The organism is Paraburkholderia sejongensis, assembly GCF_020880815.1.
GTDB lineage: Bacteria > Pseudomonadota > Gammaproteobacteria > Burkholderiales > Burkholderiaceae > Paraburkholderia > Paraburkholderia sejongensis.
In genome coordinates this window covers 1-17,236 of sequence record NZ_JAJITD010000003.1, presented here as the reverse complement: position 1 = coordinate 17,236, position 17,236 = coordinate 1, and the positions used below count along the sequence as shown (strand labels likewise).

Sequence of the window (17,236 nt, the reverse complement as noted above, 5' to 3'; positions counted from 1 at the left end):
TTTATATGGAAATTTCTCTATAACGTATCATATACAAAACGATAAGCCACCGCGTTTAAAGTTATGTATACATAACTTTATATAGATTTACCGTGTTAAAGTTATGTATAGATAACGTTATGAATTTTGCGTCGTTTACCAAGCCAACGGCAAGGTGTTTCTCGTCGCTCGCAGCCATTGCGCACCCTGCCGACGCGCATCGCGCCCAACCCGCACGTCCCGTCCAGCGACGGCTGGCATCCGTTCGCCATTCGAGAATATCCATCCGCCATCGCCTTGTAATGCGGTCGTGAGCCAGTACCATCGCTTTATGCGTGGTGTCAAAACGCGCTCAGCGTTCGCTCAGCGTCGCCCCGGGTTGCCGAACTTACCTCCTGACAAAACAACCCAACGCCGGTTTGCCGGGGCATGCAACAGAAGGGAGATGGCAATGAGCAAGCACCTGAGTCGCACCGCGCGACTCGTTGCCCTCGCGGGTTGTGCGTGTCTGCCGATAGCGAAGGGCCACGCGGACGAGGTCTGTCCGACCTACGTCGTACTACGGTCCGGGACCGTCTTCGATGTCGCGAAGATGATCGCCGATAGCGGTTCAGCGGCGACGGCACTTGCCAGGGTTCGCACCGACCTGGCGCAGATACGCCACTACGGAGGCTGTACCAGCGTGCCGAACAATCCACGTCATGCGGAGTGCGAAGAAATTGTCGCCGCCGCGGAAAAAGCGATCGTGGCGCTGAAAAGCTGCGCCGACGGCGAATCGCTGGATGCCGCGATGAATAAAAAGCGAAGGTAAACGCAGGACCAAACCCGTTGCATGAACCGCTCGCCCAATCGCGTCGCTCGCTATGGAGTCACAGGCAGCGCGACGCGCTGCAATACCGTGATCGGGCCGAGCCGTTCGATTACCGCCAACTGCGCGGCATCGCGCACGAACAGCGACCCCGCAAAACCAAGCGCGTTTACCGACACGCCTTCGACCCGTTCCGCCGCCCTCGGCACCAGCAACATCCAGCGCCGCGTGACGAGCAGGTTATAGGGCGTCGCATGACAGGTCGCACCATCGCGCTCTACCGTACCGACGCCCGCCGCGTCGAGCAGCGCGTGGTAGCGCGAAAGCGCCCGTTCGGCCGCATCGGCGTGAGTGAATTCGGCTGCGTCAAAGCGTGCGAACGCGTGTCGAAACGGCAAAACCGGCGAGCGTCCCGCCACGCCGAGCAAAGGCTCAACAGGTACCGGCGGCCCGATATCGCCGAGCGGCAGCGGCACGATCTGCAGATGTTTGTGCGGCTGACTCGCGCCGGCCTCCTCGCCGGCGTTGTAAAAACCGATGCCGTCGAACTCGGCCATGCACGCGATCAACGCGTCGAAATCGGCCAGATCGAGCAGCGTTTCCTGGGGTTCGAACTCGCGCGTAACGATCAGCAGATGATGATCGATCACGTTGAACTTGTTCAGCAACGCCAGATGCGTGGCGGAGATATCGGCGACGAACAGATCCGCTTCGTAAGGCAGGAACGGGTTTGCTTCAGGGCTCCTCTGCGTTTGCCGCGTTTGCTGCGTTTGCAACGTCCGAGCCTGCTCACGCTGCCGCTCCTTGCGCGCCAGGCTCGACACCTGACGCACGAGAAAGCGGATGCCGCCGCTATCGAGCACCGACTGTCGGGTGTCGATCGGTTGCAGCGCGCCGCAAGCGAGCGCGTGGGCGGTCTGTCGCAGGATCGCGGGCCACAATGTGCCCGGCACGAGGCGTCGTGTTGGTTCCATATGATCTGAGCAGGCGTGACGAGGCGCCTGGAGTGGGCAAAAACGCGGTCGCTAAAGTTTGTATCCGATCGTGCGCAGAAGATCCTTGCGCCACTGAACGTCTTCCGCGGTTTCTATGCCGACAGGCGCAAAGCCATCGATCACGCCGACGATACCCCGGCCCTGATCCGTTTCGGCGATCAGCACTTCGACAGGATTCGCCGTCGCGCAAAAGATGCGGCACACCTCGGGCACCGCCTTGATCGTGTTCAGTACGTTGACGGGGAAAAAGCCGTCGCCGAGAAACACGAAGAAACTGTGGCCCGCGCCAACGCTGGTCGCGTTCTCGCAGGCCATCCCGATGAGACTCTCGTCGGTGCCGGAGCGCCGCACGAGACGCTTGCCCGATGCTTCGCAAAACGCGAGACCGAACTTGATGCCTGGCACCGCGCCGACCAGCGCCTCGTGAATATCCTCGACGGACTTGATGAAGTGGCTTTGCCCGAGAATGAAGTTGGTCGCTTCGGGCTTGACGACCTTGACGGCGGACAGTTGCATGGTGGACCTCGCTGCATGGCGGCGAAACGCCGGTCAAACACGGCGAAGGCGGCCGATGCCACTGCGCCTGTGGATCGCGCATCGGCCGGTCGTCGTCGCTTCGGCTTCTAGCCTAGTACCGGGCGACGGCGAACGAAAGCACCATGCCCACAAGAGGCCGGCTCGCCATTGAACGGGGCGAGCGGGTATGGAACAATGCACAGAAATCCTATTTAGCAGGACATAACGTGCATCATGGCCCATGACTCGCAGCGCCGCCGGACCGTTCTGCATTTCGCGCTCTATGGCGCGCAAGCTGAGCAGCCCTGGGTCGATATGGTGCATTACGAACGGATTCCGATGCGGGCCGGGCGTTTCGACTTCGACATCAAGCCGCACGTCCACGATGCGCTGATTCAGGTGCTCTACATCACCGCCGGCGGTGGCGAGACTTTTATCGACGGCAAGAACTGGGCGGTCGACGCGCCCTGCCTGATCGTCGTGCCCGCGCACTCGGTCCACGGCTTCCGCTTCCGCAGCGATATCGACGGCCACGTGATCACCGCCGCGCAATCCGCGCTGGAATCGCTGGCGATGACGGCCGCCCCCGAGCTGCTGGAATTCATTCGCACGCCGACAGTGCTGTCGGTCGATCCCGCTCTCGAGCGCGGCACCCCGCTCGACACGCTGTTTCAATCGATCGGGCACGAGGCCGAGAGTCACGAGCGCTGGCAGTTCACTGCGGGCGCGGCGCTGGCGATCGCGCTGTTCGTCAAGATCGGGCGCCTCAGCGAGAGCGCGCGGCTGTCCGCCGGCTCCGAGCAGCGCACGATGGCCGCGCGCATTGAACGATTCCGCGCACTGCTCGACCGCCATTGCCGCGAGCGACGCCCGGTCGCGAGCTATGCCGAAGCAATGGGCGTGAGCACCGGCCAGCTGTCGCGCATCTGCCGTGCCGCGTTCGGTGTCTCGGCCATCGAGGCGATCGATGCACGCTCGATCCATGAGGCCAAGCGGCTGCTCGGCTATTCGACGTACAGCGTGAAGCAGATCGCCAGTGAACTGGGCTTTCAGGACGAGGCGTATTTCGGCCGCTTTTTCCGCAAGCAGACCGGCTTGCGGCCCACCGAATACCGCGCGGCTGCGCACGACCGATCGATGCCGCCGGACCACGGGCAAGCGGGCTGACCCGCACCCGCTTGCCGACGTCCGTCTGCGATCAGCGATCGGCTAGCAGCTATCCGCCGCTTCAGGCCGGCAGAGCGCCGAGCTTCACGAACAGATGCTCCGGTCCGGAGTTGGTCAGGTTGTTGCCTCGCACGTACTGTATCGGCCTTGCCGGATCGAGCGCGATCTCGCCGATCTTGCGGGCCAGCGCCTTCGTCGCAATCAACGTTTCCAGCTTGGCGAGCGGCGCGCCGAGACATTTGTGCATGCCGTTGCCGAAGCCCAGATGGCCGCTCGAATCGCGGTCGATGTCGAACGTTTCGCCGTCGGCAAACTTGCGGCTGTCGCGGTTCGCGGCCGACAGCAGCAAACGCACCACCGCGCCCTTCGGCAGCTCGACGCCCGACACCGTAGTCGCCTCGGTGGTGATGCGGCTCACGCGCTGGACGGTGCCTCGATAGCGCGCCACTTCCTCGACGAAACGGTCCGCATCGGTGGGATTTTTGCGGATCCGTCCCAGCAAGTGCGGCTTTTCGGCGAACATCCGGAACGCGTTGGCGACGAGGATCGTCGTCGTGTCGTGCCCGGCGATGAAGACGAACGCACACAGCTCCTTCGCTTCCTTTTCCGACAGCACGCCGTCCTTCCACATCCGCGCGATATGCCCGCCGATCGACTGGCTGCCGTTGACCGCGAGCCGCTCCATCGCCTCCTTCAGGTAGGCGAAGAACGCGTGCGCGCTCTGTTCGTCGGTGCCGGTGCCCGGCGCATTGCGGGCGAGCCGCCCGAAGTAGCTGAAGGTCTCGTCCGACCAGAACTTCATCTTCTCCTCGTCCTCGTTCGGCACGTCGATCATCGTCGAGATGGTCGAGATGCTGAGCGGAATCGCAAAGTCGTCGACGACGTCGCCGCCGCCTTTGGCAATCATCGCGTCGAGCAGGTCTTCCGCGCGCTTCGCGATCTGCTCGACAAAAGGATCGAGCGCGAGCGGCAGGAACGACGGCTGCACGACCTTGCGCAGACGCGAATGGTTGGGCGCGTCGAACAGCGTCAGGAAAGTCAGCGGCGGCGGGCTGACGACCTCGGACGAAAACAGCTTCGGATTGCGAATCGCCTCGTAGACATCGTCGTAGCGCGACAGGAACCACACGTCCGAGGTCGCCGACTGACAGCGCAGCACCGGCGCATGCTCGCGCATCCAGCGGTAATGCTCGTACGGGTCGCCTTGTGAACCGTCGTCGACTACCTTGAACGGTTCCAGCCCCGCGGGCCAGTTCAGTTCGTGCGAATAGTCCGGCAGCGTGTTCGCCATGAACGGGCAAATTTGCGGCGCGCTTTGCGACGCGTTTTGCGGCGCACTCTGCGGCACGACAATCGGCGCGGACGACGCCGGCACCGGCGCGACAACCGGCGCCGCAACCGGTGCGAAAGCCGTCGCTGCAGACAGCCCGGACGCGGGCCGCGCGGCCGCGGTCGCCCCCTTGCCCAGCGCCATCCGCTCCAGCGCCCGGCTCATCGTCGCCTTGGAATGGCGCGCGTGCAGTGCAATCACGTCGCGGGCCGCGTTCAGGTCGCCCAGTTCGAAGGCGGCGACGATGTCGCGATGCTGCTGAACCAGGTCGCCGACGATCTCGATCTGGTCGGTCAGCGCACGGACGATATAGTCCTGCACCGCCAGTTGCCGGTACAGCGCGATCAGCTGCGCGTTGCCGGACGCTTCGATCGTGAACAGGTGGAACGCGTGATTCGCTTCGATATAGCGCGTCACATCGGTAAAACGCCGCCCCGCCACGAACTGCGCGGTCGCCTCGGCAAGCTGGCGGAACCGGATCAGTTGCTCGCTCGACAGCCGGCCCATCGTCAGTTGAGCGGCCCCGAGTTCGAGCGCCATGCGCAGGTCGAACGCTTCATCGACATCGACCGGTGCGAGGTGTTCTTCGCCGGTCTGAACCACGAGGCCAGTGCCGGCGAACTTCTCATAGTAGAAATTTCGCGGCGTCAGCCCTTCGGACGACAGAAAATCGCGCACCGCATCGACCATCGGCGGCGGACCGCATAGGTAGACATCCGCATCGCCGTCGTTGAGTTGCGCGGCGCTGATGTGCTGGGTCACATAGCCCTTGTTCGGATACGCGCTATCGGGACTGGCGACCGTGCATGCATAGGTGAAGTTCGGCACGCGCTGAGCATGGCTTTCGAGGCGGTCGATCCCGACCAGATCCTCGTCGGTATTCACACCGAGGATCAGGTGGATCGGATACGGACTGCCGCCGTCCTCGACGATCTTGTCCAGCATCGACAGGAACGGCGCGAGGCCCGTGCCGCCCGCCAGAAACAGCACCGGCCGCTCGATCGGGCGCAGGTAGAAGCTTCCCAGCGGCCCGCGAAATTCGATCAGGTCTCCTACCTTCGCGCTGTCGCACAGCCAGCTCGACATCACCCCCTGGCGCACATTGCGCACGAGGAACGACAGGCGCGACTCGGAGGGCCCCGAGCTGAACGAATACGAGCGGGTCTGATCGGTGCCGGGCACCCGGATGTTCACATACTGTCCGGCGAGAAAGCTTAGTTCCGCGCGCTTCTCGAGTTCGACCGAGAACGCGATCGTGCTGTCCGACACGCGTTCGCACGCGGCGATGCGGCCGCGGTGGGAGGACGGGCCGGTGCCGGAGACATCGGAGTTCGTCGCGAGCTGGATCACGCAATCGGAACGCGGGCTCATCTGGCAGGTGAGCACCTTGCGCTCGCTCGCCTCTTGCGGGCTCAGCGCATCGTCGACGCAGTCGCCCAGCACGTACTCGCCGGACTCGCAGACCGCTTTGCAGGTACCGCACACGCCGTCGCGGCAATCGAGCGGGATATTTATTTTGGCGCGAATGGCGGCATCGGTGACGCGCTCGCCCTCCTCGCAGTCGATAAAGCGGGTTACTCCGTCCTCGAAACGCAGGGTGATCTGATGGGTCATCGCGGTGTCTCCTCTTGGGTGACACCAATTTAGAGCGCGAGCCGCGCTCCCCTCAATGGACAGAGATCACGTTCGACCGGACAAAACGTGCATCGTCATTTTCCTCGCGCGAGGTATTCACGGCGTCCGCTAGCTGGCGACGGCGTCCGTTGCAGCCTGTGCATACCGCGTCGGCGCGACACCGACATAACGGGTGAACGCGACGCTGAATGCACTCGCCGAGCGATAGCCCACGCGGGCCGCTATCGTCGCAACGCCGACTTCATTGCGGCGCAGCAGGTTTTTGGCAAGGGCCATGCGCCACGACAGCAGATATTCCATCGGCGCGACGCCCACTGCGCGACTGAAGCGTTCGAAAAAAGACGAGCGCGACAGCGCGGCGGCCTTCGCGAGTTGCGCAACCGTCCACGGCGTTTCCGGGCTTTCGTGCATGCGCCGGATCGCGAGCGCGAGACGCGCATCGGCGAGCCCGCGAACGAGCCCGGGCGAAGCACCTGTTTGCGTCGATCGCAACGCTTCGATGAACAGCACTTCGAGCAAGCGCGCGAGCACGACCTCGCGCGCGGGCCGCTGAGCGCGCGATTCGTCCCGCACGAGTTTGACGAGCGTCGCCAGCCTGCTGTCGCCGCGCACCAGCACGAGTTCGGGCAGAAGCGAAACGAGCAAAGCCGCATCCGCCGAACCGAATGCGCATAGGCCCGCGAGCCATTGCGTTTCGGGCGCGACCGACGCATCGCCGAAACGAAAGCTGCCGTCGGGAAGCGCTACGGGTGCGAGATTGGAGCACTCGTCATCGTCGGGCGGAACGACGCTCGACATCGCGAAGTTGAACACACGGGGCACGAGCACGAAATCATCGGCCTGAAGGATAAGCGGCTCGCTGTCGTTGATGGATAAACGCAGCGACCCCTCCAGCACCACGCAATAGAGCGGCTCCCCCGCTTCGGCGCGGCTCGCGCGCCAGCGCCCGGCGCCGCTGACCACTTTCGAGAACGTGGGCATCGGCTGGAGCAAGGTAACGACTTCGGCCAGAGGGTCGGTCATGATCGGACGATCTCGAATGAAACGCGGACGGTCGATTGTAGCTAATCCGGCGGGTCACGAAGTATCGTCGAGGGACCGTTACCGACCACAGGAGTCGACATGAAATCCGTCTTGATCACCGGTTGCTCGTCCGGGTTTGGCCTCGAAATCGCCCGCTATTTTCTGGAGCGCGACTGGCGCGTGATCGCCACGATGCGCACGCCGCGCGCAGACGTATTACCCCGCTCGGATCGTCTTTCGATCGTCGCGCTCGATGTGAAAGACCCGCAAAGCATTCGTGCGGCCGTCGACGCGGCCGGTCCCATCGACGTGCTCGTCAACAACGCGGGCATCGGCTTTCTGAACGCTCTCGAAGGCACACCGATGGACACCGTGCGCGAGATCTTCGAAACCAATACGCTCGGCACCATTGCAATGACGCAGGCTGTCGTGCCGCAATTACGCGAGCGCCGCGAAGGGACGATCATCAACGTCACGTCGACGGTCACGTGCAGGCCGTTGCATTTACTGTCGGTCTATACCGCGAGCAAGTCCGCGATCAACGCATTCAGCGAATCGCTCGCGCTCGAACTGGAGCAGTTCAACGTGCGCGTGCGCGTCGTGCTGCCGGGACGCGCGCCGTCCACCCGCTTCGGCGAGAACGCGCAGGCACGCATGCAAGACGGCTTTCCCGAACCGTACAACGCACTCGCGCAACAGGTCTTCGCGCATTGGCAGCAGGAGACGGCCGTCACGCACGCGGCCGATGTCGCGGAAGCAGTCTGGCTGGCCGCCACCGATTCATCGAGCCCATTTAGCATTCCTGCTGGAGAAGACGCAGTCGAGTGGTACAACACGCGCACTCGCTAGCACAGCGCAACGCAGCTCGACCGTGCCGCCGGCGACAGCGGCATCGAAGTCTCATACCGCGAGCGAACCACCGTCCACCACCAGTTCGACGCCCGCGATATAGCTGCTCTCCTGCGAAGCGAGGAAGAGTACGGCCCGGGCAACCTCATCGGGTTGCCCCAGTCGCCCCAGCGGCACGACCTGCTTCAGCATATCTTCGACTCCCGGTCGCGCGGTGAGATAGCTGCGCATCGGGCCAGTTTCGGTGCCACCCGGCGAGACTACGTTCACGCGAATGCCTTGCGCCTTCAGGTCGCTCGTCCAGCTTCGTGCGAACGAGCGCACTGCCGCTTTGCTCGCGTTGTAAAGCGACTGGCCCGGAAAGCCTTTGCTGCCGGCAACAGAACCGTTAAGGATGACTACGCTACCAGCAGACAGCAGCGGCAAAGCTTTTTGCACGGTAAAAAGCAAGCCGCGCACATTCAGGCCGAACAGGCGGTCGACGCTTTCCTCGTCGATTGTTCCCAGCGGTCGCGGCTCGCTCTCGGAAAGGCCGGCGTTGGCAAAAACAACGTCGAGCCTGCCGTGGTCGCGCTGGATGCGCTCATAGAGTCGATCGAGGTCGGCAAGGTTTGCGGCGTCTCCCCGTACACCGACCGCACCGCTCCCGATTTCTTCTACCGCCTCGTCGAGTCGCTCCTGCCTGCGACCGGTGATATAGACCCGCGCGCCTTCGGCGGCGAAGAGCCTGGCGGTCGCCAGTCCGATTCCTTCACTACCGCCAGTGATAGCCACAATCTTGTTCTCAAATCGCTTTGCCATAGGATCCTCGATTAAGTGGAGTGTTGCTCCATTTATTATATGGAGGCATCATCCACTTATCAAGACAAACCGAAATGAAGATGAAGAGCAAGTCTTCCGCAACCGACGAAACACTGCTGCGTGCAGACGCAGTCCGAAACCGGGAACGAATTCTGGAAGCGGCGGAAAAGATGTTCATCGAACGCGGCGCCGACGTCTCGCTCGACGATATAGCCAGGCGCGCCGGGGTCGGCATTGGTACGCTCTACCGGCGCTTTCCGACGCGTGACGCGCTGCTTGCCGCGACGAGCGACGAGCGCCTCCTGGCGCTCGCCCAGGCGAGCCGTGCACGAGATGACAGACTGGAACCGATCGCTTCGATACGCGTCTTCGTCAAGGAGCTCGTGACTCACGCGAACCACTATCGTGGGCTGGCCGCGTTGCTGGGGACCGTACTGCAGAGCAATACGCCTGGTTGCCACGCCGGGCGTGAAGAAGGACGCAGGCTGCTCCAGCGTGCCCAGAAGGCGGGGGCTGTTCGGAAGGACGTCAGCCTCGACGATCTCCTGTGCATCATTACGGCAATTTCACTCGCAGTCGAACAGGGCAGCACGGCAAAATCGCGCGTGGGTCACATGGTCGATCTATTCCTCGACGGCATAGGTAACACCGGGGCAACGTGATGGCCAGAACGCGCGTCGGTCATGCTGATCGCCGCAGACGGGCGACGCGCCAGCGGAACTGCCGGTGGCGAGCAGCGCAAGCGCTCAGCGCGGTCGTGGCTGCGGGTTGCCCCCGGGCCCGACTACGGCGATCATCTGCGATATCGCACCGGCCGGAGACCGACGATGTCGCAAATTGCGAAGCTGATTCGAGCATGGCTGGCGGCAAGCGCGTTCGCCGGCGCAGCAGTGCACGCGCAAACCACCGACTTCTGGGGCAGCCGACTTCCCGACCAGCCGACCCAGTTCATCTTCGGCTACGGCTCGCTGATCAATTCGCCGTCGCGCGAGGCCACCGCCGGCAAGCCGGTGGCGGCGATTCCGGTGCGGGTGTCGGCGGCATTCGGTTATGTGCGCAGCTGGAGCGACCGCGCGGGTAGCGGCTTTACCACGCTCGGCCTGCGACGCCCGTTCGACGGCGAGGCGCCGATGACGATCAATGGTGTGATCTATCCGGTGGCCGGCAACGACATGTCCGCGTTCGACGCTCGCGAGAAGGGCTATGTGCGGGTCGAGGTGCCGCGCGCGCTGATCGAGGCCGTCTCATGGCAACCGCTGCCCGCCGCGGGCACCGTGTGGGTCTATGTGCCGAAGGCGGACGGCAACGCGCCGGGCGAAGGTCTGCCGGTGCCGGACGCGAATCATCCGCTGGTGCAGTCTTATATCGATGTCGTTATCGAAGGCGGGCTCGAATACGGGCCGCAATTCGCGCGCGAAATCATCGCGACGACCCGTGACTGGAGTCCGTACTGGCTCAACGACCGTACGCTCGCGCGCCGGCCGTGGGTATTCGACAAGCAGTTCGCGACCGTCGATGCGCTGCTCGCCGCTTCAGCGCCCTGCTTCGCGAAACGGGCCTTCTCCGAGGACTACGCGGCCGCGAATATCGCGAGCGCCAAACGCAACCGCAGCGGCAAGCCAGAGCCATCCAGGGCTTGCGAAGACGCTGCCGTCCCTGCATCGTCGCAACTTCGTTAACCGGACCCAACGGTCGGTGAAGGAGCGATAGAGCCGCCGTTCATTGAATAGCGGATGGTCGCGCGATCGGGTTACTCGGCGTCGAGGCCTTTATTGCTGGATCGACGCACTTTTTATCTGGTTTCCTGTGAACTGCGCGGCAGCCTTTTCAATGGCGAGTGTTTCCAGTTGTTTGCGCATCGCCTCCTTCGCCTCGTCGAACGTCGGCAGCTGCGTTGGACGCTTTGCGTCCAGCTTCACGATCATCCACACGTCGCCGACCTGAATCGGCTGAGCCGTCGTTCCGCCCACGGGCAACGTTGAGATCGTCTGCGCGAGCGCCATTGGCAACCCCTGTGTCCGGCCCTCGGTCACCGGCACCGGAAAACTCAGCCATGGCATTTCGCCACCGTTCGTCTTGCTCGGCGCCACGCTGTATTCGTTCGCCAGGGTCTCGAACGGCTGCCCGGACTTCATCTTGTCGAGAACCTTTTTCGCGGTTACTTCATCCCCGACCGTGATGACGCGAGGCTTGAACTCGTCCTTGCCGAGCGAAGCGGCGATCTGGTCATAACGCGCCTTCACCTGCGCGTCCGTCACCGGCTCGGGATGAATGCTGTCTTTCAGATACAACTGGATTGCGGTGCCGACCCTCGCAGCGGCGGGTGCCTGCTGCACTTCCGGCTTCTGATCGTAGTGGGCCTTTTCCGCGTTCTGCCGCAGCACCTCACGCGCAATCAGCCCGCTTTTGAGTATCTGGCGCAACTGCGGTGTGTCGGGCTGCCCAGTCCTGGCCGTGACTATCCGCACGGCATCGTCGAGTCCGCTCTTCGGCACGGCCACACCATTGACGACCGCCACGCTGCCCACGGGCAAGCTCGATGGCGCATCGGCGGCGTGCGCAAACGACGGTGCGAAAGTACTCAGTGAGACTGAGGTAAATGCGGTCACGCAAACGGTGCGGATCATGCTGTCGAGTCGGAACATCGGGTACGCCTTTTCCAAAGATTGTTAGAAAGACCAGTTGATCGTGCCGAGCGCGAGCGTCGACTTCGGGCCGATGGCTGCGGGCCGGCAAAGCTGCCGTCCGATCAGCCCCTCGGCCGACAACTGCTGACGGTGCCACTGCCATTGCGCACGCAGGCCCACCCCGGCGCCTGCCAACGTTGAGAATCCGGCCACCGCAATGAGATCGGCTTTGCCCGCGTCGACGAATACGTAGGGTTCAATGCGGCCGTCATGCCAGACCGGCACGTTCACCCACGCGAGTTCGTTGCGCGAATAGACGCCCCGGTCGCCCGCAATGTCACCCGACCGGAAGCCCCGGATCGTGTCCATGCCGCCCAGGTACAGCTGGTCGGTGCCATAGAGCGCCACGTTCGTGTACTGGCCGCCGAGCGCACCTCGATACGCCAATGCAGCGCGCCCCAGCTTTGGCAACGGCACCGTCCAGATCGCCGTCGCGTCGAACTTCGTGAACTGCGCATGCGCGTCGGTGCGCGGCGCCTGCGCTCCGTCATGATTCGCGCCGAACCACGGCAGGCCTCGCGAGAGACCCGCGTCGAGCGTGACGTTGCCCTGTGCATCGTTCAGCACGAAGCGATGCAGCCAGTTGCCTCCCACGCGCAGCACGGCCACGCGCTGCGGATCGAGGTCGTTGTTGTTAATCTCGCGATCGGTGCGCCGCCACGAGAGCGTAGCGTCGAGCGCGGTGAGGTCGGATGCGGTACGTCCAAGTTGATAGTTCCAGCCAAAGATATGGCTGAGCGTGCGTCCATATTCGAGCGCCGTGGTGCCGACGAGTTGCTGGTATTCGGAATCCGACAGCGTGTAGCTGAACGTACTGCGGCCCCACGGAATCGCGAACGAACCGACGAGCGCATTGCTCTCGATGCTGTCGATATAGTTCAGGCTCAGCGACTCCTGCAGGCCGATCAGGTTGTCGGCCTCGACGCCCGCGCGGTACCGCGTCACACCCGTCGCTGCCGCCCCATAGTTGTCCACGCCTAGCGTGTAGTACGTGCGGTCGCCGGGCGTGTTGTTGATCGCGATCACCGATTCGCCAACGGCCTGTCCCGGCAGCACCTGTACGCTCGCCTGGTTGCGGCGCAGCCGGTTGATCTGCGCAACGCCTTGGTCGATGTCGGCAAGCCGCAGAGGATCGCCTGGGCTGGTCGGGAATGCGTTCTGGTAGCCCGCGTCGGTCAACCATCCACCGCCGGCGGCGGTTTGGTTTGTCGCCAGGCGGCGGATAGGCTGGCCGTTGACGGTGAAGGCTTCGATCAGGCCCGTCTGGATCACGACTGTCAGCGTTCCCGAGCCGATGTTCTGCGGTCCGAGTACCGCCCGCGTCGTCACGTACCCTGCGGAGACATACGCGTTGGTGAGACGCCGCAGGAGCACGTTCAAACGGTGCGAGCCGATCTCGTGACCGGCAAACGCCGCCGCAATTGCGTCCAGCGTCGACTCCGCTACGGTGGTCTGCACGATTCGCCTGCCTTCCGGTCCGGTCAATACGATCTGCGTGACCGGGAACGTCGGGCCGGGTTCGGGAATCTGGTCGACCGGGGTGTCCAGCGGGATATTCAACGAGATATCGTTGCCGGACGGTGCAACGCTAATCTGTGCCGGCGGCTCGGCAAGCTGCCTCTGCCGCGCGTTCTCGCGCTGCTGGTCGATCAGTTGCTGCGCCGGGTCCTGCACGGGGCGCGGCGCGATCGGCGGGGGCGTCTGCGCGCAAACGTTCGTTGCGACTGCAAGCGCCGCGGGGAGTGCAGCGAGTCGCCAAGTCTTCTTCATCTGCATCGTCAGAACCACAACCACGTTACCAGGCCCAGGTGCTGGCCGATCTGCACTGGCGTCCTCGACGGCGCACGCAGCGTCGTTAGCTGGCCGCTGACGCCGTGCCCGCCCGAGATATAGCCGCCGTTGATGATCGCGTCGCCGGTGAGTCTCACGAGTCCATCCGCGGTGAAGCCGCCACCGATGTCCATCGCGATCAGTTGCGCCCACGTCGAGCCGAAGAACGCCTTGAAGCCGCGATCCTGATTGATCGACGAATAGCCTGTCACGCCTGTTGCGTACGTGAGCGGCGCGTCGACCGTGAGGTCGCCGTGCGCATAGACATTTCCGCCAAGGTTCGCCGCGCTGGTGCCGGCCTTGATTGCGACGTCGCCGCCCGCCTGAATGGTCCCGCCCCATGGCGTCACGCTGCTCGAAGCATTGCCGTGGCAGAAGATGAAGCAACTCTGCGAGTAGCTGGCCTGCCCGGAAAACACTGCCGCGTTGCTGAAGGCATCCTGTGCGGTGATCTTCACGTCGCCATCGTTGGACTGGATGACGCCCCCCGAATTGGTGACCTTGCGCCCGGAGATCAGCACGTTGCCGCCACTCGACGCAATTGTTGAAAGTTGCTCAGGCTCGGTGACCGTACCGTAGTCGACGTTGAAACCGCTCGACGTATGGCGGAAGAACAGGAAGCGGCCGCCCGCATCGGCGTACGCCACTGGGGTGCCACCGTTGACGCCGCCGGTATGGTCAATCACGTTGCTCACGTCGCCCTGCGCAGCGAGTGTCACGTTGCCGTTGGCGAGAATGCGTGCGTTGTCGTTGGTGATATCGCCTTGCGCGTTAAGGAGTGCCTGGCCATTCGCTGAAAACAGGATGCCGAGATTTGCGGCATCCGAGCGGTTCGTGATGCCGCCGCCTGCGTTTAACGTCAGGTCGCCGCCCGTGAGCGTGCCATCTGACTTTACGAGACCCGCCTGAACCAGGCTGCCGGTGTTGGTAATCTCCCCTGCGGCAGTCAGCGTGACAGCATTGCCTGCGGTGACCATCGAGGAACCCGAGACGCTGTCCGAGATCGCGATACGGCCCGCGCTGATGCCGATGTCGTGATTCGCTGCAATGTTCGCGCCCTGCACTGACGCCGCGCCGGAGGTCGTCAGCGCCACGTCATTGGCCGCGAGGATTGAGCCGCCGGCGAGCGTGATGTCGCCATTGGCCAGTACAACCACATCACCCGCCGTCGCGTTAAGCGTTCCGGCACTGCGCACGCCCGCGCCCTGATCCGTGACGATGAGTTGCACGCGGCCCGCTGTGAGGCCGCCAGCCTGCGTGATATCGACCGCATAGGCCGCACCCTGCACGCCAGGCGAATTCAACTCGACAAGCCAGTCGTGGCCGTTGTCGGACGGCGAAAGGCCAGTGTCCCATGTTGTCGTGCTGCTGCCGGTAATCGTTCGAACGCCGCCGGTCGAACTGGAATAGTCGTTCGTGACCGGACCATTGATAGCGAGTTGCTTCGAGACGAGGTCGAGGTTGATGAGCGTGCCCGTGAGTCCGCCTGCACCGATTGTGATCGCACCACCGTTCGTTGTCAGTACGACGTTGCGCTGGACCTGCCCCGGCGCAAGTGTGATGTCGTTGAAACTGACCTGACCGGTGGACAGCACCACGTGGCCAGCGTTCACGAACGAACCGCCGTCGACCGTGATGCCGTTGGGGTTCGCCAGGATCACGTTTGCGCGCTGTCCCAGCACGTTGACCGCCCCCTGGATCAGCGAGGGATTCGTGCTGGTTACCTGATTGACGATGGTGCGGGCGTTGATGCCCGCGTTGTTCAGGTCCGCGCCCGCTGATGACACGTTGAACGAGCGGTACGTATTGTTCGACACGCCGCCTATCGCCGGCGCGATGGACACGGTCTGATGACCGTTAGCTGATGTCGAGACGCCTGTCGCTGTGGCGCCGTCCGGGACGATCCCCGCGGCATTTGAATCCGGATGCGTCAGCGCGAGCACGAGCCCGACGCATAACGGCTTCAACATCAACGAGCCATTCAAGCCGAACCTGAGTTTTCTTTCCTTCGCTTTTCTCATTTTTGCATCAGAACCGAGTACCAACACTGCATCCGCCCAAACCGCCTCCGTTACTCGCGAAGCCGGCGCAACTGAACGCTCCGCACGCCGAGGTCAGAAACGCAACCACTACGGCAATCGCGATTGATCGCAATACAGACTTCATCCGGCTCGTTCTCCAACATTTCGATCGGACAGCCGAGCGGGAACGCCGTGTATCGGGTGCAACCCGAGCTGCCGCGATCCAAAATGAACGCAGAAAAGTCCCGTAGCAAATGCCCCCACTCCAATCCCAAATGCGATCCAAAAATACAAATTTATGTCAAATACCTCGAACGCTTTGCCCAGACCCAGCATTCCGATCGCGAAAAAGACATTGCCTGCATTGATTGAAGCAACGCACCATAATTGACTAAATTTCATTCGAGTACACAGGTTGGTAACGCATGGTCATGTGGGTATTGCGCGGATAGCAGATCGACCTACGTTGCTATCCGGGCTTCGAAGTTCATCAGGCGCGACAACGAACACAAACTGCGACATAAGACAGACCAGGAAGCCGAGCAACATTGCTGTTCTCCTAGTTGAGAAGAAAGCATTTTTCACTTGGACACGCCGCGAATATTCGCCCCCACGAGCGATGAAGTAGGTAGCCATCACCGTGCCCGGAGGAGGCTCGTTTATCGCGTACTTGCTCCCTTGAATAAATCTTGCAAGCAGGCCACCGCCAATAAATGCCGCCGCGATATGCACATAGCCAGCCAAAGCCGGCTGAATAACCCCGTCGTAAGTTCTGAAAATCACGAGGTTAGCGTAAGCAGATATCGCAGAAGCTGCGAGGCAGCAAAGACCCGTGATCGCCCATGATCGTGAGATTTTCTTCACCGTTAAACTTCCAGTAAAACTGCATCGTCCTCAGGCACAATTGCCAGCACCCAAATCGCCCTTGATCTCACAAGCTGCGGCGGCTGGACCGATGGTCAGCGTGGACCGTGCAGATATCCGTATGATTTCTATTCACCGCACCGATCAAACGCAACGCACGACGCCGCGCCAATGTCTGGCGAAGAACTACCATCCCGAACTTGTACAAAGCATTTTTCTGCAATGCCGATACCACTCCAGGTCGTGGAGCCGTTGCTCAACACCGTGAATTCCCCGTTCTTATTGACTTCGGACCGGCCCCCTATTTGTGGCAACAAGACTATGAACTCAATCGAGGTCTGTTGATCAGATCGAGCAATCTCTCAAGTTCTAGCCCATACAAATTCGGTTCAAAGGTCGGCAATATTCCTTCCATCATGAACTCGGCATTGATGATTCCACAAAGCGCGTCGATATCCGCGAAGGTCATTACCCCCTTCTCTAGGCTATTGAACGCGGCAGCGTTCTTCCCTGCGTCTTTGGCACGCAAGCTACTTACGATTTCCTTCTGACGATCAGTTAGCGCCAGTTTCATTTCTTAACTCCCGCTGCACTTGTTCCCCACGCAGGGGGATGCGGCTAAAATCCTGGACTGGTTATGCCACGATTCCAAGACTTTCCCGGTATTCGAGTGGGCTCAGGGAGCCGAGCGAGACCTTGATCCGAGTTGCGTTGTACCAGCGAATATACGA

The 17,236-nt window shown here is 62.3% G+C and carries 16 protein-coding genes; 5 read left to right on the top strand and 11 right to left on the bottom strand.

All coding sequences use genetic code 11. The features are described 5' to 3' along the window. The first annotated feature begins 430 nt into the window (after window positions 1-430). A complete protein-coding gene (locus LJ656_RS06220; RefSeq protein ID WP_230508396.1) occupies window positions 431-790 on the top strand; it encodes a hypothetical protein in 360 nt (119 codons plus the stop codon). Between the two features lie 50 nt (window positions 791-840). On the opposite strand, the gene LJ656_RS06215 is transcribed toward LJ656_RS06220, so the two are convergent. Both LJ656_RS06215 and LJ656_RS06210 read right to left on the bottom strand, forming a co-directional pair. Continuing rightward, window positions 841-1,761, bottom strand: coding sequence for an ATP adenylyltransferase family protein (locus LJ656_RS06215; protein WP_230508395.1), 921 nt, complete (start codon window positions 1,759-1,761; stop codon window positions 841-843). Between the two features lie 51 nt (window positions 1,762-1,812). After that, a complete protein-coding gene (locus tag LJ656_RS06210; RefSeq protein WP_230508394.1) occupies window positions 1,813-2,298 on the bottom strand; it encodes an adenosine-specific kinase in 486 nt (161 codons plus the stop codon). A 234-nt stretch (window positions 2,299-2,532) separates the two neighbouring features. Here LJ656_RS06210 and LJ656_RS06205 point away from each other — a divergent pair, with 234 nt between their 5' ends. Further along, a complete protein-coding gene (locus tag LJ656_RS06205) occupies window positions 2,533-3,465 on the top strand; it encodes a helix-turn-helix domain-containing protein (RefSeq protein WP_230508393.1) in 933 nt (310 codons plus the stop codon). A 61-nt stretch (window positions 3,466-3,526) separates the two neighbouring features. Here the strand turns inward: LJ656_RS06205 and benC are convergent, their stop codons facing one another. Together benC and LJ656_RS06195 are read right to left on the bottom strand one after the other, a co-directional pair. Beyond that, window positions 3,527-6,409: a benzoate 1,2-dioxygenase electron transfer component BenC gene (gene benC / locus LJ656_RS06200; protein ID WP_230508392.1), complete on the bottom strand. Its 2,883-nt coding sequence runs from the start codon at window positions 6,407-6,409 to the stop codon at window positions 3,527-3,529. A 129-nt stretch (window positions 6,410-6,538) separates the two neighbouring features. After that, a complete protein-coding gene (locus tag LJ656_RS06195) occupies window positions 6,539-7,453 on the bottom strand; it encodes an AraC family transcriptional regulator (RefSeq protein WP_230508391.1) in 915 nt (304 codons plus the stop codon). A 99-nt stretch (window positions 7,454-7,552) separates the two neighbouring features. Between LJ656_RS06195 and LJ656_RS06190 the strand changes: the two genes are divergently transcribed. Further along, window positions 7,553-8,302, top strand: a complete 750-nt coding sequence (locus LJ656_RS06190) for an SDR family oxidoreductase (protein WP_230508390.1) — start codon at window positions 7,553-7,555, stop codon at window positions 8,300-8,302. A gap of 51 nt (window positions 8,303-8,353) precedes the next feature. Here LJ656_RS06190 and LJ656_RS06185 read toward each other — a convergent pair whose 3' ends face one another. After that, window positions 8,354-9,103, bottom strand: coding sequence for an SDR family NAD(P)-dependent oxidoreductase (locus LJ656_RS06185; protein WP_230508389.1), 750 nt, complete (start codon window positions 9,101-9,103; stop codon window positions 8,354-8,356). An 80-nt stretch (window positions 9,104-9,183) separates the two neighbouring features. On the opposite strand from LJ656_RS06185, the gene LJ656_RS06180 reads away from it, so the two are divergent. Together LJ656_RS06180 and LJ656_RS06175 are read left to right on the top strand one after the other, a co-directional pair. Continuing rightward, window positions 9,184-9,765: a TetR/AcrR family transcriptional regulator gene (locus LJ656_RS06180; protein ID WP_230508388.1), complete on the top strand. Its 582-nt coding sequence runs from the start codon at window positions 9,184-9,186 to the stop codon at window positions 9,763-9,765. Between the two features lie 165 nt (window positions 9,766-9,930). Then, window positions 9,931-10,782, top strand: coding sequence for a gamma-glutamylcyclotransferase family protein (locus LJ656_RS06175; protein ID WP_230508387.1), 852 nt, complete (start codon window positions 9,931-9,933; stop codon window positions 10,780-10,782). Between the two features lie 90 nt (window positions 10,783-10,872). Here the strand turns inward: LJ656_RS06175 and LJ656_RS06170 are convergent, their stop codons facing one another. The 6 genes from LJ656_RS06170 to LJ656_RS06145 all read right to left on the bottom strand — a co-directional run. Further along, the gene (locus tag LJ656_RS06170) at window positions 10,873-11,748 is read right to left on the bottom strand and encodes a peptidylprolyl isomerase (RefSeq protein ID WP_230508386.1); all 876 of its coding nucleotides are present in this window, start codon (window positions 11,746-11,748) and stop codon (window positions 10,873-10,875) included. 24 nt (window positions 11,749-11,772) lie between these two features. Further along, window positions 11,773-13,560, bottom strand: a complete 1,788-nt coding sequence (locus tag LJ656_RS06165; RefSeq protein WP_425605909.1) for a ShlB/FhaC/HecB family hemolysin secretion/activation protein — start codon at window positions 13,558-13,560, stop codon at window positions 11,773-11,775. A gap of 8 nt (window positions 13,561-13,568) precedes the next feature. After that, window positions 13,569-15,590, bottom strand: coding sequence for a two-partner secretion domain-containing protein (locus LJ656_RS06160; RefSeq protein ID WP_425605908.1), 2,022 nt, complete (start codon window positions 15,588-15,590; stop codon window positions 13,569-13,571). A gap of 480 nt (window positions 15,591-16,070) precedes the next feature. After that, window positions 16,071-16,505, bottom strand: a complete 435-nt coding sequence (locus LJ656_RS06155) for a hypothetical protein (protein ID WP_230508383.1) — start codon at window positions 16,503-16,505, stop codon at window positions 16,071-16,073. 319 nt (window positions 16,506-16,824) lie between these two features. Continuing rightward, window positions 16,825-17,079 carry a hypothetical protein gene (locus LJ656_RS06150; protein WP_230508382.1) on the bottom strand — a complete coding sequence of 85 codons (255 nt, stop codon included), beginning with the start codon at window positions 17,077-17,079 and terminating at the stop codon, window positions 16,825-16,827. A 61-nt stretch (window positions 17,080-17,140) separates the two neighbouring features. Beyond that, window positions 17,141-17,236: IS3 family transposase (locus LJ656_RS06145; protein ID WP_230508854.1), on the bottom strand; the 96-nt coding region annotated here is incomplete at its 5' end.